This is a genomic window from Streptomyces monticola (assembly GCF_042665355.1).
In the GTDB taxonomy this organism is placed as follows: Bacteria; Actinomycetota; Actinomycetes; order Streptomycetales; family Streptomycetaceae; genus Streptomyces; species Streptomyces monticola.
Map to the genome: position 1 here is coordinate 34319 of NZ_JBHTCF010000020.1, position 22635 is coordinate 56953.

The 22635-nt window shown below is 71.2% G+C and carries 22 protein-coding genes and 1 pseudogene; 13 read left to right on the top strand and 10 right to left on the bottom strand.

What is annotated here, in order from left to right; genetic code table 11:
• Positions 1 to 272: 272 nt before the first annotated feature.
• Positions 273 to 956, bottom strand: a complete 684-nt coding sequence (locus tag ACFQVC_RS34105; RefSeq protein ID WP_381837959.1) for a hypothetical protein — start codon at positions 954 to 956, stop codon at positions 273 to 275.
• Between the two features lie 310 nt (positions 957 to 1266).
• On the opposite strand from ACFQVC_RS34105, the gene ACFQVC_RS34110 reads away from it, so the two are divergent.
• From ACFQVC_RS34110 to ACFQVC_RS34125, 4 genes are all read left to right on the top strand, one after another.
• Entirely contained in the window at positions 1267 to 1746 is a 480-nt protein-coding gene (locus ACFQVC_RS34110; protein ID WP_381837961.1) for a peptidoglycan-binding domain-containing protein, read from the top strand.
• On the top strand, positions 1743 to 1865 hold the full coding sequence (locus tag ACFQVC_RS34115; protein ID WP_381837963.1) for a hypothetical protein: 123 nt from the start codon (positions 1743 to 1745) through the stop codon (positions 1863 to 1865). The genes ACFQVC_RS34110 and ACFQVC_RS34115 overlap by 4 nt, the downstream gene beginning before the upstream one ends.
• A 550-nt stretch (positions 1866 to 2415) precedes the next feature.
• Positions 2416 to 3693, top strand: a complete 1278-nt coding sequence (locus ACFQVC_RS34120; protein ID WP_381837965.1) for an amidohydrolase — start codon at positions 2416 to 2418, stop codon at positions 3691 to 3693.
• A 264-nt stretch (positions 3694 to 3957) separates the two neighbouring features.
• Positions 3958 to 4428, top strand: a complete 471-nt coding sequence (locus ACFQVC_RS34125; RefSeq protein ID WP_381837967.1) for a hypothetical protein — start codon at positions 3958 to 3960, stop codon at positions 4426 to 4428.
• Positions 4429 to 4494: 66 nt separating this feature from the next.
• Here ACFQVC_RS34125 and ACFQVC_RS34130 read toward each other — a convergent pair whose 3' ends face one another.
• From ACFQVC_RS34130 to ACFQVC_RS34140, 3 genes are all read right to left on the bottom strand, one after another.
• Complete coding sequence (locus ACFQVC_RS34130) at positions 4495 to 5466, bottom strand: M23 family metallopeptidase (RefSeq protein ID WP_381837969.1); 972 nt, start codon at positions 5464 to 5466, stop codon at positions 4495 to 4497.
• Positions 5467 to 5477: 11 nt separating this feature from the next.
• On the bottom strand, positions 5478 to 5615 hold the full coding sequence (locus ACFQVC_RS34135; protein ID WP_381837971.1) for a hypothetical protein: 138 nt from the start codon (positions 5613 to 5615) through the stop codon (positions 5478 to 5480).
• Positions 5616 to 5720: 105 nt separating this feature from the next.
• Positions 5721 to 7577: an acyltransferase family protein gene (locus ACFQVC_RS34140; protein ID WP_381837972.1), complete on the bottom strand. Its 1857-nt coding sequence runs from the start codon at positions 7575 to 7577 to the stop codon at positions 5721 to 5723.
• A 324-nt stretch (positions 7578 to 7901) separates the two neighbouring features.
• On the opposite strand from ACFQVC_RS34140, the gene ACFQVC_RS34145 reads away from it, so the two are divergent.
• The 3 genes from ACFQVC_RS34145 (at position 7902) to ACFQVC_RS34155 (ending at position 10857) form a co-directional block, all read left to right on the top strand.
• Entirely contained in the window at positions 7902 to 8807 is a 906-nt protein-coding gene (locus ACFQVC_RS34145) for an SPFH domain-containing protein (RefSeq protein ID WP_381837974.1), read from the top strand.
• Positions 8791 to 9654, top strand: a complete 864-nt coding sequence (locus ACFQVC_RS34150; protein WP_381837976.1) for a L,D-transpeptidase family protein — start codon at positions 8791 to 8793, stop codon at positions 9652 to 9654. The genes ACFQVC_RS34145 and ACFQVC_RS34150 overlap by 17 nt, the downstream gene beginning before the upstream one ends.
• Before the next feature lie 240 nt (positions 9655 to 9894).
• Positions 9895 to 10857 (top strand): esterase/lipase family protein, encoded by a 963-nt coding sequence (locus ACFQVC_RS34155; protein WP_381837978.1) that lies wholly within the window; start codon positions 9895 to 9897, stop codon positions 10855 to 10857.
• A gap of 86 nt (positions 10858 to 10943) precedes the next feature.
• Here ACFQVC_RS34155 and ACFQVC_RS34160 read toward each other — a convergent pair whose 3' ends face one another.
• The 4 genes from ACFQVC_RS34160 to ACFQVC_RS34175 form a co-directional block, all read right to left on the bottom strand.
• The gene (locus ACFQVC_RS34160; RefSeq protein ID WP_381837980.1) at positions 10944 to 12305 is read right to left on the bottom strand and encodes a peptidoglycan-binding protein; all 1362 of its coding nucleotides are present in this window, start codon (positions 12303 to 12305) and stop codon (positions 10944 to 10946) included.
• Between the two features lie 110 nt (positions 12306 to 12415).
• Positions 12416 to 13141, bottom strand: a complete 726-nt coding sequence (locus tag ACFQVC_RS34165) for a response regulator transcription factor (RefSeq protein WP_381837982.1) — start codon at positions 13139 to 13141, stop codon at positions 12416 to 12418.
• Positions 13142 to 13262: 121 nt separating this feature from the next.
• Complete coding sequence (locus ACFQVC_RS34170; protein ID WP_381837984.1) at positions 13263 to 13673, bottom strand: SsgA family sporulation/cell division regulator; 411 nt, start codon at positions 13671 to 13673, stop codon at positions 13263 to 13265.
• Between the two features lie 81 nt (positions 13674 to 13754).
• Positions 13755 to 15026, bottom strand: coding sequence for a sensor histidine kinase (locus ACFQVC_RS34175; RefSeq protein WP_381837985.1), 1272 nt, complete (start codon positions 15024 to 15026; stop codon positions 13755 to 13757).
• Positions 15027 to 15191: 165 nt separating this feature from the next.
• Between ACFQVC_RS34175 and cseB the strand changes: the two genes are divergently transcribed.
• Entirely contained in the window at positions 15192 to 15896 is a 705-nt protein-coding gene (gene cseB / locus ACFQVC_RS34180; protein ID WP_381837987.1) for a two-component system response regulator CseB, read from the top strand.
• A 328-nt stretch (positions 15897 to 16224) separates the two neighbouring features.
• Positions 16225 to 16681 (top strand): annotated as a pseudogene (locus tag ACFQVC_RS34185) (endonuclease/exonuclease/phosphatase family protein); the annotation flags it as partial.
• On the opposite strand, the gene ACFQVC_RS34190 reads toward ACFQVC_RS34185, so the two are convergent.
• On the bottom strand, positions 16591 to 17526 hold the full coding sequence (locus tag ACFQVC_RS34190) for a helix-turn-helix transcriptional regulator (RefSeq protein WP_381837989.1): 936 nt from the start codon (positions 17524 to 17526) through the stop codon (positions 16591 to 16593). The pseudogene ACFQVC_RS34185 and the gene ACFQVC_RS34190 overlap by 91 nt on opposite strands.
• A gap of 103 nt (positions 17527 to 17629) precedes the next feature.
• Here ACFQVC_RS34190 and ACFQVC_RS34195 point away from each other — a divergent pair, with 103 nt between their 5' ends.
• The 3 genes from ACFQVC_RS34195 to ACFQVC_RS34205 all read left to right on the top strand — a co-directional run bounded on the left by ACFQVC_RS34195 (position 17630) and on the right by ACFQVC_RS34205 (position 20698).
• Positions 17630 to 19183: an MFS transporter gene (locus ACFQVC_RS34195; protein WP_381837991.1), complete on the top strand. Its 1554-nt coding sequence runs from the start codon at positions 17630 to 17632 to the stop codon at positions 19181 to 19183.
• Between the two features lie 61 nt (positions 19184 to 19244).
• A complete protein-coding gene (locus ACFQVC_RS34200; protein WP_381837993.1) occupies positions 19245 to 20111 on the top strand; it encodes a hypothetical protein in 867 nt (288 codons plus the stop codon).
• 170 nt (positions 20112 to 20281) lie between these two features.
• Complete coding sequence (locus tag ACFQVC_RS34205; protein ID WP_381837995.1) at positions 20282 to 20698, top strand: hypothetical protein; 417 nt, start codon at positions 20282 to 20284, stop codon at positions 20696 to 20698.
• 130 nt (positions 20699 to 20828) lie between these two features.
• Here ACFQVC_RS34205 and ACFQVC_RS34210 read toward each other — a convergent pair whose 3' ends face one another.
• Complete coding sequence (locus ACFQVC_RS34210) at positions 20829 to 21794, bottom strand: ArsR/SmtB family transcription factor (RefSeq protein WP_381837997.1); 966 nt, start codon at positions 21792 to 21794, stop codon at positions 20829 to 20831.
• A gap of 204 nt (positions 21795 to 21998) precedes the next feature.
• Here ACFQVC_RS34210 and ACFQVC_RS34215 point away from each other — a divergent pair, with 204 nt between their 5' ends.
• Positions 21999 to 22634, top strand: a complete 636-nt coding sequence (locus ACFQVC_RS34215; protein WP_381837999.1) for a TetR/AcrR family transcriptional regulator — start codon at positions 21999 to 22001, stop codon at positions 22632 to 22634.
• The last annotated feature ends 1 nt before the right edge of the window (position 22635 follow it).

Sequence of the window (22635 nt, forward strand, 5' to 3'; positions counted from 1 at the left end):
TGCGACCGTGCCCGCAGCGCGTCGGCCCACGCATGGGGCCACGAGCGGCCCGCCGCCGTGTGTGTCCGGTACCAGGTCTTCACTCCGTCGAGCGGGCCCTGCCCGCCCACCGTCGCGCACCCCCTTCTCCCCGTTCAGTGACGGAAAGCTATCGGAGCGCGGAGCCGAACCCCGGCTTCCGGCGTCACCCCGCCGCGATTACGGCAACTGGGACATGGGGGTTTAAAACGGCAGCTGAAGCTGAACCAGCATGCCGTCCGCCTTCACTCACCTCATGCCCCGTTCTCCGTAGGGCCGTTGAGGTGGCCGCGGGCGGCTTCCGTGAAGTCCTCGACGGTGGCTTCCAGCGTCGCGTGGGCGTGGGCGGAACGCTGCGGGTCCGGGGCCTCCTCCTGCCTCCAGGGCCAGAGGCCGGCATTCGCGAGAGTCGCGTGGAGGGCTTCGGTATCGGCCTTGACCTGCCGTGCCGCTCGGGTGAGGGTCGGATGCGGCCCTTCGAGGATCACGACATCGGCGGCCCGCAACACCGGCACCTGGTCGTTCGCCCTGCGGATCCGCGTTTCGAGCGCTTCGGTCCGCGAGTCGACGAGGCCGCTGTCCTTCACCTCGACCATCGCGCCGGTCCTGTCGTCCCGTGTCACATGCTCCGACTGCTCCGCGTACTCATCCAGCTCCTCGGCCAGGGCGAGTATGGGCTTCGTGGCCCTGAGGTACGCGTGGGCTTTTGAGACCAGGTTGGCGTAGGCCTCCCGCTGCGTCTTGCGGCGCTCCGCTTCCAGCGCGGTCGTGCGGGCCAGTTCCGCGGCCTCGAGGGTGGCGCGGTACGCGAAGTCCGCGGTCTCGGCGGCGGTGTTCTGCGCGGTGCGCGCGGCGGCCCGGCCCACGGTGTATGTCAGGGCGCCGACGGCCAGGGTGACGGGTCCGTTGATGAGCGCCGCGATGACTACAGGTTCCATGCGGTGATCGTGGCGGACCGGGGGTGAGCGCCGGGCCAAGTCCGGTAATCCGGCCGCTGGTTGTCGGACGGGCTCGTGCCTCTGGCTTCTGGGGCACCGGTGGCGTTGGACGGTCCCTGAGGGCCACGCGTTGTCTGCCCTGGGGTTGAATTCGGCCTCAACCCGTGGTTGGCGGGCGGGTGTTGTGCACCGCGGCGGGGCTCACTCTCGTCATGGGGGGGCATCGACCGGGGCGAGCGCGTACGAGCGGGCCGCCTATCCCACCCAGTCCGCGGGCAATCGCGGCACCGATGCGCTGGCCCTGCAGCACTTGGTCACTGCGGGCGGCCAGTCCACCACGGCCGACGGCGTGTTCGGCTCCACCACCGGCCAAGCCGTCAAGCGCTGCCAGCAGGCGCACGGCCTGGCCGCCGACGGCATCGTGGGTCCAGCGACCTGGGCGGCGCTGGCCAAGACGGTGAAGGAAGGCTCCTCGGGGCCCGCGGTCCGCGCGCTGCAGAGCGCGCTCAATGCCAAGACGGGTGCCGGGCTCGCCGTGGACGGCGTGTTCGGGCCGGCGGTACGCACCGCGGTGCAGCGCTTCCAGACCAAGGCAGGCCTGACGGCGGACGGCATCGTCGGCCCGCAGACCTGGAAGAACCTGCTGTGGCACTACGAGAAGCCGGACTTCGCCGCCAACAACCTGTGCGACCAGAATCCGGACGGCAACACCTCCGCGAACCGGGGCACCTCCGCAGCCGTCGCGCAGGTGGAGACGGCGGCGAAGGCCTTCGGCACGACCGGGCGTTGATCCGCTACACGTTCAGCGGCAGGACCGGCGAGGTCTGCCTGGGCCCGAACAATTCGCTCTCGTTCGGCGCCCACACCACCGTGACCCACATCAAGATCGAGGACGCTCGCGCCTGCTGATGAGCACGGGCATCTGCACGGGCAGCACCTGAAGGAGAGGAAAGACGCTGTGCTGAAGAGAAGAAGGATCGCCACCCTGGTCGCGGGGGCCGCCGCGGCCGGCCTGGCCTCGCTGACCGCCGCCCCGGCGGCCACGGACTCCAGGGACGGCCGTCCGTGACGAGGGGCGCCCGCACAAGGGCGCTGCCGCACCCGCGCAGGAGGAGGAGCCACCGGGCGGGGGCGCGGGTGGGCGAGGGCTGAAAGGAATGCAGGAACGCGTCCTTCTGCACGGCGGCGCATTCCATGCAGGCCCCCGCCGACCCACGGGATACGAGGTGGTGTTCACGTTGTCCCGCCCCTACCGCGCCGACACGGACGAGCACGGCGGACGGGTAGTCGGCCGCTGAAGCGTTCGCGTGTGGGGTGACGCACAAGTGGCGCCCCGGACAAAGCGCTACAAGATCACGTAGACAGGTGGACGAGCAGTACGCGAGCGGTACGCGAAAGCGACGATCGCGCATCGCGCACTGAGCAGCCAGTGAGCATTGAACAGCTGAGGAGCACCCCCATGACCGCCCCGTCCGCGCCGTCCACCCCACCCGCCCTCTCAGCCGCGCTGCAAGGGCTCGATGCGATCCACGAGGATCTCGCCGGTTTCTACCGGGACCTGCACCGGCACCCCGAGCTGTCCTTCGAGGAGGAGCGCACCGCGGGCCGGATCGCGGAGCGTGCGGCCGCGTACGGGTACACGGTCACCAGCGGTGTCGGCCGTACCGGCGTCGTGGCCGTGCTGGAGAACGGTGACGGGCCGACCGTGCTGTTGCGTGCCGACATCGACGCGCTCCCCGTGAAGGAGCAGACGGAGCTGCCGTACGCGTCCGCCACCGACGGTGTGATGCATGCCTGCGGTCATGACATGCACGTCACTTGTCTGCTGGGTGCGCTCAAGCTGCTCGCGGACGCGCGGGCCGACTGGCACGGGAAGGTGATCGGTGTCTTCCAGCCCGCGGAGGAGGTCGGCGGGGGCGCGCAGGCGATGGTGGACGACGGGCTCTTCGACCGGTTCGGCAGGCCCGATGTGGTTCTCGGCCAGCATGTCGCCCCGCTGCCCGCCGGTCTGATCGGCTGTCACAAGGGGCCGGCGTTCGCCGCGACGGACGCGTTGCTGGTGCGGATGTTCGGCAAGGGCGGCCATGGCTCACGGCCCGAGGCGACGGTGGACCCGGTGGTGATGGCCGCGTCGACGGTGATGCGGCTGCAGACCGTGGTGTCCCGGGAGGTCGCCGGTGGTGAGACGGCCGTCGTCACCGTGGGTGCGCTCAACGCGGGCACCAAGGACAACATCATCCCGGACGAGGCGGAGCTGCGGATCAACATCCGTACGTACACCCCGGAGGTCCGGACGAGGGTGCTGGCCGCTGTCGAGCGGATCGTGCGGGGCGAGGCGGTGGTCGCGGGCGCGCACCGCGAGCCGGAGTTCTCCGTGATCGACTCGTTCCCGGTCGTGGTGAACGACGGTGCCGCGGTGGACCGTACGATGGCCGCGATCGGCGGCGCGCTGGGCGCCGGGAAGGTGCTCGACCCGGGGCCTGTCACCGGCAGCGAGGACGTCGGCATTCTCGCCACGGCCGCTCAAGTGCCGCTGTGCTACTGGCTGTTCGGCGGCGCCGACCCGGCGGCGGTGGCGGCCGCGCAGGCGGCGGGGACCTTCGAGAAGGACATCCCCTCCAACCACTCCCCGCACTTCGCCCCGCAGGTCGGCCCGACGCTCACCACGGGCGTGACGGCTCTGACGGCCGCGGCCCTGGAGTGGCTCGGCGCGGCGCGGGACGGTGCCGGAGGCTGACCGGCCAGTTCTGTCGCCATGGTCCGCACGCCAGCCGCCATGGTCCGCACGCCGGCGAAAGTCGCCGCACGTCAGCGAAAGTTGTCCGGCCGCCGGGATTCTTCGGGTCCAACGGCCCCCGGGCGCGGCCGCTTTCGCGTGCCAGGATTTATGGTGCGCGTCTGGCCAGCTGGGGAGCCGAAACGGCCAGGTGTGGAAGCCCCCGCCCCCGGTCCGTTCCGCCGGGGGCGCAGGGCCCTCCCCCGCACTCTCTACGATGAACTTATGTCTGAAATAGCCGTAATTGCCGTCGTCGGTGGCATTCTCTGGGCCGTCGCCCTCCTGCTGGCTCTCTGGGCCCTGTGGCGGACGCGGACCGTTGTCTCCTGGGCCATCACCGAGTTCGCCCACGACAGCGGACCGCGTGGTCTCTTCGTCGTCACGCTGGCCAACTGCGGCACCGGCACGGCGCATCGGGTCAGGGTGCGGGGCAGCGGTGAGGACGAGATGGTCGGGACCGTCGCGCGTGTGCCGCCCGGCGGGGTCGTCCACGTACATCTGCGCGTCGTCGCACCGCTCTACGCCGGCGGGGCGGACGAACTCCCCGAGCACATCGATGTGTCCTGGACGCAGGCCGCCTTGCGCGGGCGGCGGCGCCGGGAGCGGGTGAGCCTGGACCGCCAGGACCTGCCGCACACCCTGGACGAGCTGCTCAGCCGGGGCTTCGTGGACGGCGTCAACCACTACGACATATGACGGGCGCGGGCCTTCCCCGTCCATGGAACAGAGGGAAGGCCCGCGCTGCGGCACCGGCTGCGGGGGTCAGATCCGTACGCCCTTGCCCGCCAGATACGCCACCGGATTGACATCGCTGCCGTACGAGGGCGATGTCCGCACCTCGAAGTGCAGGTGCGGGCCCGTCGAACGGCCGGTGCTGCCGGAGCGCGCGATCTGCTGGCCGCCGCTCACGTACTGGCCCGCGCGGACCTGGGCGCCGCTGAGGTGCGCGTACTGGGTGTAGCGGCCGTCGGCGTGCCGGATGACCACCTCGTTTCCGTACGCGCCGTTGTATCCGGTGGCGACGACGGTGCCGGGGCCCGCCGCGCGCACCGCTGTACCGGTCGGCACGGCGATGTCCACGCCGGTGTGGCGACCGCTCGACCAGGAGCCCGCCCGGCCGTACCCGGCGCTCACCGAGCCGCCGCCGACCGGGCGCACCCAGCCCGAACTGTTCGCGGCCGGCTTCTTCGCCGGGGCGGCGGAGGCGGCCGACGCGGTGGACTTGGCCGACGACCCGGCCCCGGGGCCCGCGTGGCGCACGTACTTGTCGTGGTGGCTCGTCCAGCGCCAGCGCCCGTCCAGCTGGTACCAGTACACCTGCCCGTCCCAGCCGCCCCTGCCCCGGAACACCGGCTCTCCCGCGGGGGCTTTGCCCGACGCCCGGGCGGCGGGAGCGGCGGGAGCGGCGGGAGCGGCGGGGGCAGCGGGAGCGGCGCTGTCGCCCGAGCGGCGCTGGTACTTGTCGTAGTGACTCGTCCAGTACCAGTGGCCGTTCTGCTGGTACCAGTACTTGGAGCCGTCCCAGCCTGCGGACGCCGGTGCGGGCTCGAGGGCGCTCGCCGACGGAGCTCCGCCCAGGAGCACCGCGGCGCCCGCCGACGCGGCTATCGCCGTGCAGGCCATCCGCCGCTTGCCGCCTGTGCGCACGCCAGCGGGGCGCGTGCTGCCGCCGGCCGCGCAGGCCACGCACGTGCAGTCGTCCGGGAACTCCTCGAAGAAGGTCAGTCGGGCCATCTGGTGGGTCCTCACTTGTGGTGGCGGGGGAGCTGCGGGACGACCACGGGCGAGGCGCGGCGACGCGAGGCGACGCGCGGCGCGGCGACGCGTCGGGCCAGGCCCGGCCCGGCCGGGTCGAAGCTCAACCGGCCCACGGGCAGCCCCAATTGTCGATCTTGAACCTAGCTCCCGGGGGCGGCCACCTCGGGCCTCATGGCCGTGCACTCCGGTGCGCACCACCGCAGCGAAGGCTTACGTGACCGGGCGGGGTCTCAACTGCCCGCCAGCGCCGCCTCCTTGACGAGCCGCGCATAGCGTGCGCCGCCCGTCGACTTGGGGTGGTAGCCGTCGTCCCACAGTTCGTCCTCGTATGGAGCGATCGTGCTGTGCCAGTCGGCGAGGGAGACGTGGGTGTGGCGGTCCGCGTAGGACTTGAGAGTCGAGTTGACCTGGCTCTCCCAGCGCCGTGGGACGTGTACGCCGATGAGGACGAGCCTGCGGTCCCGGCCGACGGTTTCGCGCAGTTCGTCGAGCACGGCGGTGTCCACCGGGCCGTTCGTGCCGAGGCCGACGACGACCACGCGGCGCAGCTTGTCCTGCGCGGCCAGGGCGCGCAGCACGGCGGGGCCGTCGGTCATCTGGCGGCCCTCCTTCGTTTCGAGGAGTACGCCGGGCAGTTGTTCCACCAGGGCCGGGGCCGCGGCCGCCATGACCGAGTCGCCGACCGCGACGACGTCCGAGCCCCTGACCGTCGGGGGCGGGGCGGGCTTGTTCTTGGTGGCGTCGGCGTCCTCCTGGCCGTGGCCGACCTGGCGTTGGGAGCCGGCGATGAGAGCGGGCGCCTCGATCACTCCCTGGGCGGCGGTCGTCACCGTCGCGGCGAACGCCGTCAGTGTGATCGTGGCGAGGAACGGGCGGGACTGCCAGCGCTTCTTGGGGCCGATGACACGGTCTAGGGCGCCCTTCCAGCCGTAGCGCAGCAGGGGGCGTTCCACGCGGGCCCAGGACAGCGCGGCCAGGGCCAGGGTGAGCGCCAACTGGACGAGCAGTGCCCAGCCGCGGGTGGCCGCACGCGGCCAGAGGTGCGCCGCGATGACGAACACCGGGACGTGCCAGAGGTAGATCGCGTAGCTGCGTTCGCCGATCCAGCGCAGCGGGCGGAGCGCGAGCAGCTCGGACATCGCGGTGCGCCCGGCGGCCGCCAGGACGAGCAGCAGTGCCAGGAGGGACGCGGCGAACAGGCCGCCCTGGTAGACGCGGGCCGAGTCGCCGTTGTAGCGAAGCGCCATGTACGTCAGGCCCGTGACAGCAAGGAGCCCGAGGATGTCGTACAGGAGCAGCGCCGTACGCGAAGTGAGGGCGCGGACGCGGTCGACGGGCAGTACGGCGGCGAGTGCGGCGCCGGTCAGCAGGCCGAAGGCGTGGGTGTCCGTGCCGTAGTAGGCGCGGGCGGAGTTCTGCCCGGGGGTGAAGAGGGCGGCCATCGCGACGGCCGACAGCACCGCGAGAAGCAGACAACCGACCGCCAGGGCACGTCTGTTGGGGATACGGCGCAGCAGTAGGAGCAGCAGAAGCGGCGCGAGCAGATAGAACTGCCCCTCCACGCCCAGGGTCCACAGGTGCACGAAGGCCGAGGTGACGCCGCCGTGCGCGAAGTAGTCGCCCTCCGAGGCGATCTGCCACCAGTTCTCCGCGTACAGCAGTCCGGAGATGACGTCACCGCGCAGCCCCTGCGAGAAGGGCGGCCCGAGTAGGGTGAGCGCGGCCGCCGTGACCAGGACCGTCACGGTGAGGGCCGGTACGAGGCGGCGGCTGCGGCGCAGCCAGAAGCGGCGCGGGGAGAGGGAGCCGGTGCGGTCCCACTCGGCGAGCAGTCCGGAGACGATCAGATAGCCGCTGAGGACGAAGAAGACGTCCACGCCGATGAAGCCGCCGGGCACCGCGTCGGGCACCGCGTGGTAGGCGACGACCATCGCCACGGCGATGGCCCGCAGCCCCTCCATCGCGCCGATGCGCCCGTCCGGGACCGCCGGGGGCGGCGTCGGGGCGGGGTTCCGCACCGACGAGCCCCACTCCGGGGCTCGTCGGGGGAAGGAACCCCAGTCGGGCCTTCGGGTAGCGAGCTTCACCGCACCTCCGTCGCATTGCGCTGCACTGGGCCGCACTGCGCTGGACTGCACTGCGCGGCGCGTCATCGGCGCCGGCGCGGGTTGCCGGACGCGGTCATTCAGTCGAGCACGATGACGGCCCGCCCAAGTCGGCGCTCTGTAAGCGAAAGTGACACCGCGTCGGGCCGTCGGATGCGCTGCTCCCGGGCCCTTCGGGACGTTCGGCCCGTGCCCGCGTGCGCGCGGTGCGAAAGAGTCGATGAGGTAGCCGCCCCCCTGTGTGCTGGGCCCTCCGGTACGGGCCCGCCGCGTGGGGTCCCTCTGCCCCGAAAGGAGCGCTCGCCTGTGTCGGCGATCGAAACCACGCTGTCGAACCGGCGCCCGCCGCGTCCCGACAGCCGCCTGACGGAGCGTTCGGCCAGCCGCCTTCCGGCGTGGCTGATCGCCCTGCTCACCGCCGGGCTCGCGGGCGGCGCGGGCGGTGTGGTCCACGTGTACGGCGCCGCCTCCTTCGAGGCGCGGGTGGCGCTCGGGGCGGGCGCGGTGGTGCTGCTCCTCATCGGCTTCGGACTGACCGTGATTCCCGGCGGCCGCGCCTGTGTGCTCAGCGGCCTCGGCCGCTACCGGGGCACGGTGCGGCGCAGCGGCCTGGTGTGGGTAGCGCCGCTGGCCAGGCGCCGGCTCGTGGATGTCCGGGTTCGGCACTGGCGCAGCGCCCCCATGAAGGCGAGCGACTGTGACGGCGTACCGCTGCAGCTGGAACTGCTCGTCATCTGGCAAGTACGGGACACCGCGAAGGCGTTGTACGTCGTCGACGACCACCAGGCGTATCTGCGGGACCTGGTGCAGGCGGCCGTGATGGAGACGGTGCCCGCCGTGCGGCCGGACGGAGAGGGCTCGCTGAATCTGTTCACGAACGCCCCCACGGTCAGCGACGCGCTGACCCGGTCCGTGGCGGCCGGTGCCAAGGCGGCGGGCCTGGAGGTGTACGGCGTGCAGCTGCTCTCGGTCGACTACGACCCGCAGTTCGCGGCCGCGTTGCGGGCCCGGCAGGTCGCGGAGATCGACTCGGCGACGCGGTCGATCGTCCTCGACGAGGTCGTGGACTCCGCGACGGAGGCCATCGACCGGCTTGCCGATCGCGCCGCCGTCCAGCTGGACGAGCGTCAACGCTCCGCGCTACTGCGGGACTTGACGGTGGCCTTCTATCACTCGCGGCAGAAGGGCCAGGCCGATGCGTCGGCAGTCTGAGCAGGCCGCCGGGTCGGGCGGGGGCAGGGACACGGCTGGGCCCGGCGTGGGCGTGCGGCTCACCCGCAAGGGGCGGCTCCTGGTGAGCCTCACGTCGGTGTGCGCCCTGGCAGCGGCGGCGGGCGGCTCCGCCTGGGTCGCCCAGCGGGCGAAGGAGGGCGGCAGGACGTCATCCGCGGGCGCGCAGGTACCCGGCACCGCGGCACCCGCGGACACGGCACCCGCGGGCGGCCGGCCCGGCGAACCCGCCGGTTCCCTGCGGGAGTCGGCGGGCCTCGGCCCCCGCACCGCGGCCGCCGTGCCCGCCGCCTCCCGGCAGGTCCTCGTCGTCACCGGCAAGGACAAGGACTCCCCCGACGCACAGGCGGTCCTGTACGAGCGGCGCGAAGGCCGCTGGCAGGCGCGGGAGCGCTGGCCCGCCCGCAACGGCACCCGCGGCTGGACCCCGGACCACCGCTCGGGCGATCTGCGCTCGCCGGTCGGGGTGTACGAACTCTCGGACTCGGGCGGGCGGTTGGCGCGGCCGGAGGGTACGAAGCTGCCGTACCACCGCGACGATCTGTTCGTGGCGTCGGGCCGCAGCGACGGCGGCAACTCGCTCGACGGCACCTTCGACTACGTCGTGGCCGTCGACTACAACCGGGCCGTCGGCGTCTCGCCCCTGGACCGCTCCCGGCCGCAGGGCGAGGCGAAGGGCGGCGGGATATGGCTGCACGTCGACCACGGCGACGGCACCCAGGGCTGTGTGACGCTGCGGCGCGACCACATCAGGAAGCTTCTGGCTGCCCTGGATCCGCAGGACCGGCCGGTCGTCGTCATGGGGGACGCCCGGAGCCTGGCGTCGTAGGCCTCGGTCATGTCGCCGATCACCAGGGTCTTTTCAAATCACCTGCGGCACCTTTCATTTGAAGCGAATACGCGCCGCATTCTGAAACTATCAGTAAGACATCGAGAAGACATCAGGGCTGCCCCTTAGACAGATGAGGCAAGAAGTGACCGTACGAACGACGGATGGCGCGGAGTGAACCGGCGCCTTTAACCTCCGGCGGTGACACGTCAATTAGTGGCACCGATTTCGGAGGCACACATGCTCGCCAAGAGATTCCGATTACTTCTCGTCTCTCTCATCTCGCTTCTCCTGGCCGGTTCGGCCCTGCTCGCGTCCGGAATGCCCGCGAACGCCGCAACCGCCCCGCCGCCGCGCGGCGACAGCGTCGACGAACCGCTGTACCTGATTCACGGATTCGACAACAGCGTCGTCCCCCGCAAACTCGGCAACGGCTGGACCTGCGAGGGCTACGTGGACAACGACGGCAACTGGCGCCGCGGTTACTGGGACGAGGCTCAGGGCGCCCTGCGCTCCTGGGGCTGGACCGGCGAAATCAGGACCTACGGGTACTACTCGAGCAACGAAAACTGTGATCTCGAATACGTGGAGCGCAATCCCGAGATGCCTCCGGGAGGGGACCGGGACACCCCGTTGACGGAACTCGCCCGTTTCCTCGCCCACGACATCTATGCGAAGTACTCCAGCCAGGGCAAGTCGGTGGACGTCCTGGCCCACTCGATGGGCGGGCTCATCATCCAGTCCGCCCTCACCGAGGTCAGCAAGGGCAACCCGGACTTCCCCCCGTACCTCTATGTCGAGGACGTCGTCACACTCTCTTCCCCGCACGGCGGCACGAACTGGGGGTACGTCTGCAACAACTACTTCATCCGGTTCGGGCAGTGCGACGAAATGAAGCCGAACTCCGACTTCCTCGCCAACCAGATCAAGAATCCCCAGTCCGCACAGCAGACGGACTGGACGACCGTCGGCTCCGAACGCGACCCGGTGGTCAGGTCCGGTTCCGCGACGTCCATGCCGGTCGACCACAAGGTCGTCTACAAGCCCGAGGCCGCCATCAACCACATCTCCATCTTCACGGAGACGTCGGGTTCGTTCCCGATGCGCTTCCTCAACACCCCCGATACGCAGTGGCAGCACGCCAATGGGGCCGCTCCCATACGCGTCGCGAGCAATGCCCTCTACTGGCACCGGGCCTGGTAGGCAACACCCGTGGTCTCCATGGGCAAAGACCGGCCGGGCCCACTTTCCAGGGCGGACCCGGCCGGTCACCCCCGTCCCCGCGACGCTCAGCCGAACAGCCGCTGCCAGGTCTTCGGACCCGGGTAGCCGTCCGCGCCCGAGCCGCTCCAGCCCTGCGCCCGCTGGAATTCCTGCACGTTCCGCCGGTCGGCCTCGGACCACTTCGGGCCGGGTCCCACCGCGTAGTGGCGGCCGAAGCCCTTGCTCACCAACGCCTTGCCCAGGGCGGCGACATGGGCGTTGCTCGCGCCGGGCCGGAAGTGCTGTGTGCCGGGGAAGGCGGTGCCGGAGCCGCCGCCCGAGCCGCCTCCGGACCCGCCGCCCTGGTCACCGCCGCCCACGTTCTTGCCCACGCCGTCGACGAGGTACTGCCAGGTCTTCGGGCCCGGCATGCCGTCCGCGCCGGAGCCCGACCAGCCCTGGGCGCGCTGGAAGGCGGCCGTGGCCTTGCGGTCGGCCTCGCCCCAGCGGGGGCCGGGGCCGACGGAGTAGTAGCCGCCCGCGCCGCGGGCCACCAGCATCGTGCCGAGCTTGGTGACATGGGCGTTGTTGGCGCCGGGGCCGAAGCTGCCCGTACCGGGGAAGGCGGTGCCGGAGCCGCCACCGGAGCCCCCGCCCTGGTCGCCGCCGCCGGACCCGCCGCCCTGGTCGCCGCCACCGTTGTCGGCGACGTTCTTGTAGCGGTACGCCACGTACTTCGAGGAGTTGTTCCAATAGGCGTACGGGGTGGTGCGCTTGAGGGCGGTGGGTCGGGTCTGCTCGTAGGCGATGTACCTGGTCTTCGAGGCGTCGGCCCAGCCGCCGAAGATGGTCACGTGCGAGCCGTTCACCGGGTTGGCGCTGTTGTGGTACAGCAGCATGTCGCCCGGCTTGAGGTCGTTCTTGCCGATCCGCACCCCGAACTGCGCCAGGCTGCCGGTCCATTGGTTGCTGCCGAGGCCCCAGGCCATCGAGACGTAGCCGGAGCAGTCGGTGCGGTAGCCGCCGCGGTAGGACGACTGGGAGTACGGCACCCGCTGGTCGACCCAGGTCTGGGCACGGGCCAGGATCTGTGCGCGGGTCAGGGACTGTGTGCCCATCGAGCGCTGGACGCCGGCGCCTTGGCCCTGGAGGGGGCCGACCTTACCCTGCTCGTGGCCGGTGGGCAGGGAGAGCTGGGCCGACTGGGATGCGGAGGCGCTCGGGGTGGTGCCGGGACGCGGGCCCGGGGCCGTCTCCGCCGCCACGGCCGCCCCCGCGGTACCGGCCACCGAAGCCCCCGCGAGCACCGCGGTCGCGGCGCGTGCACACCACACGGCTCCCGGCGCCGAGGCCAACTCGCGCTTTTTCAGGGCCAGTTCGGAGCGGCAGCCGCGGCAGGCGCAGTCGGCGGCCGGGGGTTGTTCATAGAAGACGGGGGCGGGTTTCATCGCGTTCCTCTCGGACGTCGCTGCACAGACTTCCCCACCATGATCATTTGACGGGTTGTCAGCGAGAGGCGGCCGCCGCGACGACGAAGGCTTACAGAGACGACGAAGGCTTACAGAACGGTCCGCCGAGCCCGGGCCCGCTCGGCCCCAGCCTGCACCCCTCCGGCCTGCTCTCCCCCGGCCTGCTCCACCGCGGCCAGGACCTTGTTGGCGAGCACCGCCATGTGCGTACGGTTGGAGAGTTCCAGCTTCTGCAGGGCGCGCGAGACATACGCCTTGACGGTGCCTTCGGCGACACCGAGTTCGCGGCCGATCTCCCGGTTCGACCTGCCCTTGGCGACGCCGAGGACCGTGCGGCGCTCCTGCGCGGACAGCAAGTGCAGGCGCTGCTTGAAGAGTTCGGCCTCGCTGTCGTTCCCGGCGACCATCCGGTCGAGGAGCTGCTTGATGAGGGCCGGCGCGAGAGCGTTGCCCTGGGCGGCCACGTTGCGCACGGCGTGCAGCAGGTCGGCGGAGCTGGACATCTTGAGCATGAAGCCGTCGGCCCCGCACTCCCAGGCCTTCAGGAGGCTGCCCTCGTCACCGAAGGTGGTGAGGATGAGGACCCGTGGCCGCGGATGGACGCCTTCGAGGTGGCGCAGCGCGGTGATGCCGCCCATGACCGGCATGTTGAGGTCGAGCACCAGCACATCGGGGACCAACTGGCGTACGGCGGTGAGGGCTTCCGTGCCGTTGTTCGCGACGCCCACGACCTCGATGTCACCCGCCGACTCGAGTACGGTCCGCAGCCCGTCCCTGATGATCTCTTCGTCGTCGGCCAGCACCACGCGTATCACGTTCGGACCTTTCCGCCGTTTCTGGACTTAGATCCGTCATCACACCATATGGGGTTTAAGTTCCCAACAGCGCCCCCCTCCTGATGAGTCGGTGCGGCCGATGCGGCCAGTGCAGCCGGGTTCAGTCGTCGGCGAGCCAGTCCGTGAGTTTCCGTTCGAGGTCCGTGCCGCCGCCCTCGCACCCGGCGGGGACCATGTCCAGGGTCTGGCGCAGGAAGACGTCGAGGTCGTACCGGGAGAGGGAGAAGAATCCCGAACGGGAGCCGTTGCGCAGGCACAGGACCACGCGATCATGGCGGCCGTCGAGCGCGGGCCAGACCACCACGTCCCCGTGTCCTGACACGCTGTTCAGCCCGTCGATCAGCAGATCGCGCCCCACTGTCCAGATCAGGGACATGTCGTACGCGAAGAGCTCGAACTCGACGGCGTAGGGGGCGGCGGCCCGGTAGTCCAGGCGTACGGAGAGGGGCACGTTCCGCCCCTCCCCGTCCTCCAGGGCGCCCTCGACGACGTGCACGATCTCCAGTTCCATGGTGTCGAACGTAGCCGCCGGGGGCTGTGCCCTTGGGAGTTGGCGGCTACGACGATGACTGCCCGTGGCGACGACGATCGCTTACAGCGGCGCGGCGGCGGCCGGCGCCGGGGCCGGCTCGGGCAGCCGCAGCCGCAGGCGGTAGCCGCCCGCCGCGGTCGGTCCGCAGCTCAGGTCGCCGCCGGCGTCGGTGGCGGCCGCCCGCATCCCGCGCAGCCCGAGGCCGCCGCTGTCCCACAGCTGCCGGGGCTGCCGGGCGGGGCCGTTGGCCACCTGGAGTTCGAGCATGCCGTCACGGTGCGCGAGGGAGATCGTCACGCGTGCCCCCGCGGCGTGCTTGGCCGCGTTGGTGAGGCCCTCGCCCACCACCTTGCGCAGCACGGCGACCTCACTCGCCGTCAGTTCGCGGCCCGGCTCCTCGATCTCCGTCTCGACCTCCATGCCCGCGAAGCGCATGTTGCGGGCGAGGGACTCCACGAACCGGGGGAAGTCGAGCCTGCTCACCCCGGACTCCCGGCCCGCCGGGCCCTGGAGCATGTCGAGCATGGAGCGGACGTCGGACATGGTGCCGCGCGCCGTGTCCTCGATGGCCTCGGCGCGCTGCGCGAGCTCACTGCCCGGCTCCGCCTTCAGACGCAGGGCCGCGGCCTGCAGAGTGAGGACGGTGAGCCGGTGGCCCAGCTCGTCGTGGGTGTGCTGCGCGATCCGGGTGCGCTCTTCGAGGAGCGCGAACTCGACGGCCCGGCCCACGGTCGACCGCGCCTGCGAGGCCCGTTCCCGCAGTGCCGCCATCGCCGTGCGGTGGCGTCGTACGACGAGGCCGAGGACGAACGGAACGACGATCGCCCCGCTCGCCCGGTAGCCCGGCGGCCGGTCGAGGTCCGGCAGCAGCGCCTGGTCCACGGTGATGTAGCCGAGCACCAGGACGGTGGCCCACAGCCAGGGGCTCCGCCTGCCGTAGACGGCCAGTGCGTACGAGGCGAAGATCAGCGGCGCTCGGTCACCGGAGCCCGCGGACTCCGCCAGGGCGAGGACGGTGACGAGTTCCGGCAGGCGCCGGCGCAGCAGCAGCGCGGCGGCGGCCGCCCAGCCGAGGGCGGCGTTGGCGGCGAGTCCGGAGACGAGGCCCTGGGGGTGCAGGTCGTACGCGGCGCCCGTCGACAGCACGCCGCACGTCAGGGCCACCAGCAGATCCGAGCGCCGGCCGTCCGCGGCCGTGGCCGGCTCGTCGAAGACCCGGGTGGCCAGGCGGTCGACGCGCTGCCGCACCCGTGCGCACCACGGCGCGGAGAGCTTGCGTATGCGCTCCAACGCCCTTGGCGTGGGCGTCAGTTCGGGGTTCATGGAGGTCATGAGGCGTTCATGGTGACGGGCGCTCCAGTCCGCATAACCAGTCAAAGGGCCGACTGCGGAACAGGTATAGCGCATTATTTACGATTTAGTCATTCTGCCTTTTGGCGACAAACTGGACCACGTACGTACGGCGGCGCCCCGGGCGGTGACGGCAGAACAGTGCCGATGGAGAGATCCTCGGTGATGGTGGCGGTACTGGTGATCGAGGACGATCCGACGATCCGGCGTTCTCTCCAGCTCGCCCTGGAGCGGTACGGCCATGCCGTGTCGGTGGCGGCCGACGGCCTCAGCGGCTTGGAGCTGTTCCGCGAGGAGCGGCCTGATCTGCTGCTTCTGGACGTGATGCTGCCGCACCTCGACGGCATCGGCCTGAGCCGCCGGGTCCGCGAGGAGAGCCAGGTCCCGATCCTGATGATGTCCGCCCGCGGGGACTCCCTGGATGTGGTGTCGGGCCTGGAGGCGGGGGCGGACGACTATGTCGTCAAGCCCGTCGACACCGCCGTCCTGGTGGCCCGGATCCGTACCCTGCTGCGCCGTGGCTCGCTGCCGGTCGCGCCCCGTCGGCCGACCGGGACCGCCGCCCCGGGCCCGCTGGCCTTCGGGGATCTGACCGTCGACCCGCGGGGCCTGGAGGTGTGCCGCGCCGGTGTACCGGTGCCGCTGACGCCGACCGAGCTGCGGCTGCTGCTCGAGTTCGCGGCCGGCCCCGGCATCGTCCTCGACCGGCGGAAGCTGCTGCGCGATGTGTGGGACTACGGCTGGGAAGGCGACACCCGCGTCGCTGACCTGTGCGTCCAGCGGCTGCGCAAGAAGATCGGCGCCGAGCGGATCGAGACGGTCCGTGGCTTCGGCTACAAGCTGCGGCGCTGACGTGCGGAAGTCACCGGGCCCCCGGGACCCCGACCGGCGACGGCCGCTGTGGTCGCTGCGGTGGAAGGTCGCCCTCCTTGTCGCGGTGGCGTGCTGCGCCGTGGCGGCGCTGGTCGGCCAGCTGGTGCCCCGGGCGACCTGGGAGCGCTCGCTCTCCCTGGGTCGCGACCGCGCGCTCGCGGCTCTCCATGAGGCCCCCGCCGACGACACCCGGCCCGGTGCGGAACTCACCCCCCTGGAGGCGCTGCCCGAGGACGTACGCGAGGAGGTGCGCGCGGGCCGGCAGGCCACCTGGTACGACGGCGACCTGCCGGAGAGGCAGTGGATGCGGGCGCCGCGCAGCACGGTGGCCACGCCGCAGGGCCCCGTCGCGGTGTACGTCGCCCATCTCGCGTCGGTACGTGTCCGCCCCGACTCCGGTTTCACCACGGCCCGCCGTGAGGCGGCACGGCTCCTGGCCGAGGCGCTCGCCGCCGAGCCGCTGGACAGGACGGTCCTGGCCGGCGACCTCAACGGCAGCACCGCCGACGGTGCCCTGTCCCCGCTGACTTCAGGAATGCGTTCGGCCCAGGACGCGGTGGGCGCGGGTTTCGGCTTCAGCTGGCCCGCGGTTCCCCATGGTCCGTATCGACCACATCCTGTACCGGGGCGTGACCCCGGTGGCGTCGTGGACCCTGCCGGCGACGGGCAGCGATCATCTGCCGGTCGCGGCGGCCTTCGCACTGGACAGCGGCCCGCGTGACGGGAGCTCGCGGGACGGGAGTACGCCGGACCGGTCCAGGTGAGAGCGCACCTGGTCGGACAGCAGCCGCAGCGCGTCCGCCGATGCGGTGTCGCCGGGTGTGTAGACCTCAAGGCGGTGGTCGGGGCTCTCGGGCTGCAGCCACACCTGGTAGTCGACGTCGACGCTCCCGGCCGTCGGATGCTGCAGGCGCATGGTGCCCACCGTGCAGTCCGCGACCTCGCCCTTCGCCCACAGGGTGGCGAAGTCCCGGCTGCGCATGGCGAGTTCACCGATCAGCTCGGCCAGCCTGGCGTCGGTGGGATACCGGCCGGCGGTGAGCCGCAGATACGCGACATGGACACGGGCGAGCTCGTCCCAGTTCCGGTGCAGGTCGCGGGAGAGCGGGTCGAGGAAGAACATCCGGGGCACGGACGGCCGCCGCGCGGGATCGCCGGGCGCCTCGAAGTCGACATGCTCCGCCACGAGGGCATGCCCGGTCCGGTTCCAGGCCAGCACGTCCCCGCGGCGCCCGAGCACGACGGCGGGCGTGCTCTCCCCCAGGAACTCCAGGAGCGAGAGCACCCGTTGATGCGGCTTCTCCGGGCGCGGCCTGACCAGGCGCGGCGTGGTCGGCTGCCGGGCGAGATTGTGCAGGTGGGCCGTCTCCGCCGGATCGAGCCGCAGCACCTGGGCGAGCGCGTCGAGCACCTGCTGCGATGCGGTACCGGCCTGCCCCTGCTCGAGCCGCGTGTAGTACCCGGCGCTCACCCCGGCGAGCTGAGCCAACTCCTCACGGCGAAGGCCCGGCACCCGCCGGGTCGTGCCGTACGTACGCAGTCCGACGTCGTCAGGCGTCACCCGGTCACGGCGGGTCTTGAGGTAGGCCCCGAGGCTCTCCAGTTCCATGACTTGGAGCGTAGGTGCCACGGGCCGGTCCTGGGTGACCCTGTGAGGTGTACCCATGAGGCGGGGATGGCTGTGGGGCGGGTGGCGGCGCACCGTCGGTGGCATGCGTACAACTTCTTCTTCTCGCCCCACCGGTGTGCGGGCCTGGCTCGGTCTGCTCGTGGTGCTCGGTCCGGTGCTGCTGGTGGCGATGGACGGCTCGGTGCTGTTCCTGGCGATGGCCAAGGTCTCCGAGGCGCTGTCACCGAGCGCCGGTCAGGCGTTGTGGATTCTGGACGTCTACGGATTCGCCGTCGGGTCGCTGCTCATCACGTTCGGGAACATCGGAGACCGCTACGGACGGCTGAAGCTGCTGATGACCGGCGCGGCGGTGTTCGGCGCGGCATCGGCGGGAGCGGCCCTCGCCCCCGGGCCCGAACTCCTCATTGTCTTCCGGGCGTTGATGGGGGTGGCCGGTGCCACGCTGCTGCCGTCGGCGCTCGCGGTGCTCGGCGGACTGTTCCCCGACCCGCGCCGGCGGGCGCAGGCGATCGGCATCTTCGCCGCCACCTTCGCCGCCGGATTCGCGATCGGACCGGTCGTCGGCGGATATCTGCTGAGCAGCTTCTGGTGGGGATCGGTCTTCCTGATCAATATCCCCGTCGTCGTCCTGTTCCTGGTCCTGGCCCCCGGCCTGCTGCGCGAGGTGCGGGCCACGCGGAGCGGCCGTATCGACGTCCTGAGCGTGCTGCTCTCCGCCGCGGGCATCCTGCTGACCGTCCACGGGATCAAGCACGCCGCCGCGGAGGGCCTGGCCGCGGTCCCGGCGGCCACGGGGGCCGTCGGTGTCGCCGCCCTGGTGTGGTTCGTGCGGCGCCAACTGCGCCTCGAACAACCGCTGATCGACTTCCGTCTCTTCCGTGACCGGGTGTTCACCATCGCGGCCGTCACCGGGCTGCTGCCGCTGGCCGCTTGGTCGGCCGTGGCGTATCTGGGCGGCATCTATCTGCAGTCGGTGCTCGGCCTGACCGTCATGGAGGCGGCTCTCGTCGCGCTCCCGGGCGCCGCTGTGCTCACCGTCACGTGCGTGGCCACACCGGCTCTGGTCGCCCGTATCAACACCCGTGCGGCGCTTGTCACTTGCCACTTCTTCATCGCCGCCGGTCTGCTCCTGCTGCTCGCCACCGGTGTCTCCGGCGGCATCGGCTGGTACGTGGCCTCCACCGTGGTGGCCGGGATCGGCTACGGCATCTCCTTCAGCGTCGTCGCGGACACCGCCGTCGCGGCGGTTCCCGCGGAGCGCGCCGGGTCCGCGGCGGCGATCGCCGAGACCGGCAACGAGATCGGCAACGCCCTCGGCATCGCGCTCCTCGGCTCACTGGCCGCCCTGATCTTCCGGCTCCAGGGCCCCGGCCTCGGCGGCACCCTCAACGAGACGCTGCAGATCCCCGGCCTCACGGCCGCCGTGACCGGCGACGCGAAGTCGGCCTTCGTCGCCGGACTGCACGCCGCCGCCGTCATCGCCGCCGCCCTCCACGCCGCGCTCGGCGCCTTCACGCTGCACCACCTGACAAGGACCTCAAGGACCTCCGCGCCCGCCGAATCCACTCCCGGAACCGGAGACAACTTTCCGGACCGGCCCCTCGCAGGGGTGGCCGATGATGCAACGAGCCACTGAACTGCACAACGGTGGGTAGCATCCGCCAGCAACACCCCCGTACGAGGAAAGTGAGTTGGCCGTGGCCCAAGCATCGGACGACACCCCCATCCAGGCCCAGCACGCGGATTGGGTCGCCACCCGTCTCGCCGGCAACCAGGATGAGCAGAAGGGCATCACCGCGCAGATCGTCGAGCTGGAGGCACAGTTGAAGCGCCTCCAGGAGGACGAGGCCTTCCTGACCAAGTTGCAGGCACAGGTGCCGGCTGTGGCCCCGGCCGCATCGTCGGAGCCCGCGGCCGGTACAACGCCCGCTTCCAGCAGCACAGTTGCCGAGGACGCGGCCGAGGCCGCTGTGCCCACGCCCGTCCCGCAGCAGCGGAAGGAGAAGGCCGCCGCCAAGAGCGCGCAGGGTCGTCCGGCGAAGAAGACCGCGGCCACGAGCACGACGAAGAAGAAGACAACCAAGGCGGACACGCAGGCGGGCACGAAGGAGGCAGGCGCGAAGGCGGGCACCAAGACCGCCGCGCGTACGCCCGCGACGAAGACCGCGGCCAAGAAGGCCCCCGCGAAGGCCCCTGCCAAGGTGGCCGCCAAGGCCCCTGCCAAGACCTCGGCCAAGACGGCCGCTCCGAAGAGGAGCACCGGGCGGAAGACCGGAGTGCTGCCGCTGCGTGACCTCATCGTCGACATCCTGGCCAAGCGTCCGGGTGAGTCGTTCGCGGTCAACGAGGTCTGCGACACGCTGAACAAGACGCACCCCGACCGGGCGACCTCAGAGAAGGTCGTACGCGTCAACCTGGACACGCTCGCCATCAACAAGGTCATCGGGAAGGACCGCAAGGACAAGACGGTCCGCTTCTCCTACCTCGAGCCCGGCACGGCAGAGGCCAAGGCCTCGTCGTCCGCCCCGCAGGGCAAGAACGAGGACGTGACGGCGTCGGCCTAGCCACCCGGAGGTCCGGCGGCCGGTGAGCCGCCAGATGTGACGGGCGCCGCACCCCGACGAGCCCTTGTGTGGACAGGACTGTTTCGGGCGGGGCCGAAGCACCTGTACCCCAGGTCTCCCCATGCCCTTCTCTGTTGGTTGTCCGCAAGCAACCAATCGGGGAGAGAGACATGACGAGCAAGATCCGCATGAGTCTGGTGGGGGCCGCCGCGCTGGGGACGGCCGCATTCGCGATTCCGGCGGGAGCCGCGCAGGCTTCCGCCGGTGCCCCGCAGGCTCCGGAGCGTACGGCTGTGTCGGCGATGACCAACGCCGGGCAGGCCGACGCGAACGCGGTGCGTTGCAGCGGCGTCCGGAAGATCACTGTCAATGGGGGGAACCTGAGGTACCGCGAGTGCGACAACGGCAGGCAGCGGCTGGTGCACGGCGTGCTGAACGACACCAAGAACAACGGCCGGTGCGTCTACGCCAAGATCCGCTTCGTGCCCAGCGGTTACACCAAGCACTACAAGGACTGCGGCGGCGCGACGACCAAGTTCAACACCGGCTGGCGTACCGCACGGGACGCCAAGGTGACCCTGAGCTGACCGGGCTGACCGAGCTGCCCTGACCGGCTGAAGTGGCGTGCCCCGTCCGGCGTGATGCCGGGCGGGGCACGTCGTCGTGGGTGAGTCGTCTTGCGTGAGGGGGGACGGCGGCTGAGCCGGGCGCCTCGGCTCAGCCCACCAGCTGTCCCGTGAGCAGATGGTTCCCGAGCGGGGTGAGCGTGTGGTGCATACAGTGCCGCTCCCTGGTGCTGGCGACGAGTCCGGCGCGGCGCAGTACGGCGGCGTGCTCGCTCGCCGATGACAGGGACACTCCTGCGCAGCGCGCCAACTCAGTGGTGGTGCAGGGTTCTTGGAGTGCCTGCAGCACGGCTGCCCGGGTGTGGCCGAGCAGGGGGGCGAGGCGCGGGGCCGGGGATTCGGGGGCCTCGGGGCGGGGCGGCCGGGCGGGGTAGACGAGGACCGGCCACAGGGTCTCGTCGAGGAGGGCGACCGGCGTACGGCGGCAGAAGTAGGACGGCACGAGCAGCAGTCCGCGGCCGTCCAGGTGCACATCCCGCTCGACGGGGTAATCCGCGCACAGAACCGGTGACTGCCAGCGCAGCACGGGCGCGAAGGTGCGCAGCATCTCTTCGGTGCCGAGGCGGCACTGGGCTCCGGTGCGGTGCCGCCGGTCGCTCTCGACGTGGGCGGCGATGTCCCGCCAGGCCGGCTGCAGGACGGAGGCGTGGTAGTCGCGCAGGGCCCGGCCGAGGCGGTGCAGGATGCCCGTCTCGCCGTCGGCCAGTTGCCCGGCCCAGCGGGGCAGCGGGTTGCCGTCCGACAACAGGACCAGTTCGGCGCGCAGTTGGCGTCGCGGTGTGGCGAGTACGGCGTCGATGCCGCAGTCGAGGCCGCCCGACGCGGCGGCCGGAGTGAGGAAGTCGGGGAAGTAGCCGCGCGGCGGCATCAGCGGCGACAGCATCCGCAGCGCCCCCGCGCCGCGCGCGCACCGGCGGCGGCGCCAGGCGTCGAGTACCGGTTCCCTTCGTTTCTCGTGCAGTTGGTGCAGGCTGAGGACGGTTTCCCATAAGGGGTCCGGTTCCTCGGCGATCCTGGTGCGGGCCAGGTCTCCGGCACTGAAATGGATACGCAGCACGGCTTCCCCCGATAGTCCGCTACGGCGTTCTGTGAGGGCGTACGGATGCTCCGGGCACTCTGACGAGCCGGAGCAGCGCTGCCCTATGCTGGGACCATAGGGGCGAGAACGGCCGTTCTCAAGCCGACACGAGGGCGCGACGGGTACTGAAGTCACTTTCAGGACGGGTGGGTTGAGTGGGACGGGCAGTCGATGCTTGATGACATGCATGCCCATGTGATCGCGGTCGCGGACGACTTGTTCTTCACCCATGGCGTCCAGGCCGTGACGATGCAGCGCATCCGGGACGAGGCGGGGGTGCCGCTGAAACGCCTCTACCAGATGTTCCCGTCCAAGAACGAGCTCCTCGCGGCCTGCCTCCACCGTCGTGATCAGGTGGCGCGTACCGCGATCGGGGAGCTTCTCGACACGATCGACGATCCGCTGGCGAAGGTTCTCGGCCCCTTCGACTTCCTGGACGGCTGGTTCCGCCAACCGGGCTTCCGTGGCTGTGTGTTCGCCGGGGCGTTCGGAGAGGCGGGGGCCGCGGCGCCGATCGTCGTCACCGCCGTACACACCCACAAGCAGGCCCTGCGCGCGCTCCTGACGGACCTTGTGGCCGAGGCGGGCGTACGGGACGCGGTCGCGGTGGGGGCGCAGCTGGCGGTCCTTTTCGACGGGGCGATGGCCCTGGCCACGCTGGCCGGTGACGTCGACGCGGCACTGCACGCCCGCCTGGCGGCACGGGCCGTACTCGAGACCGCGACCGGCACCGACACGGCAGTGGACACCGGCACAGCAGCCGGCACCGGCACCGACGTCTCTCCCGGAGCTCCCGCCGTGGAGAACGCGGCGCCGTAGT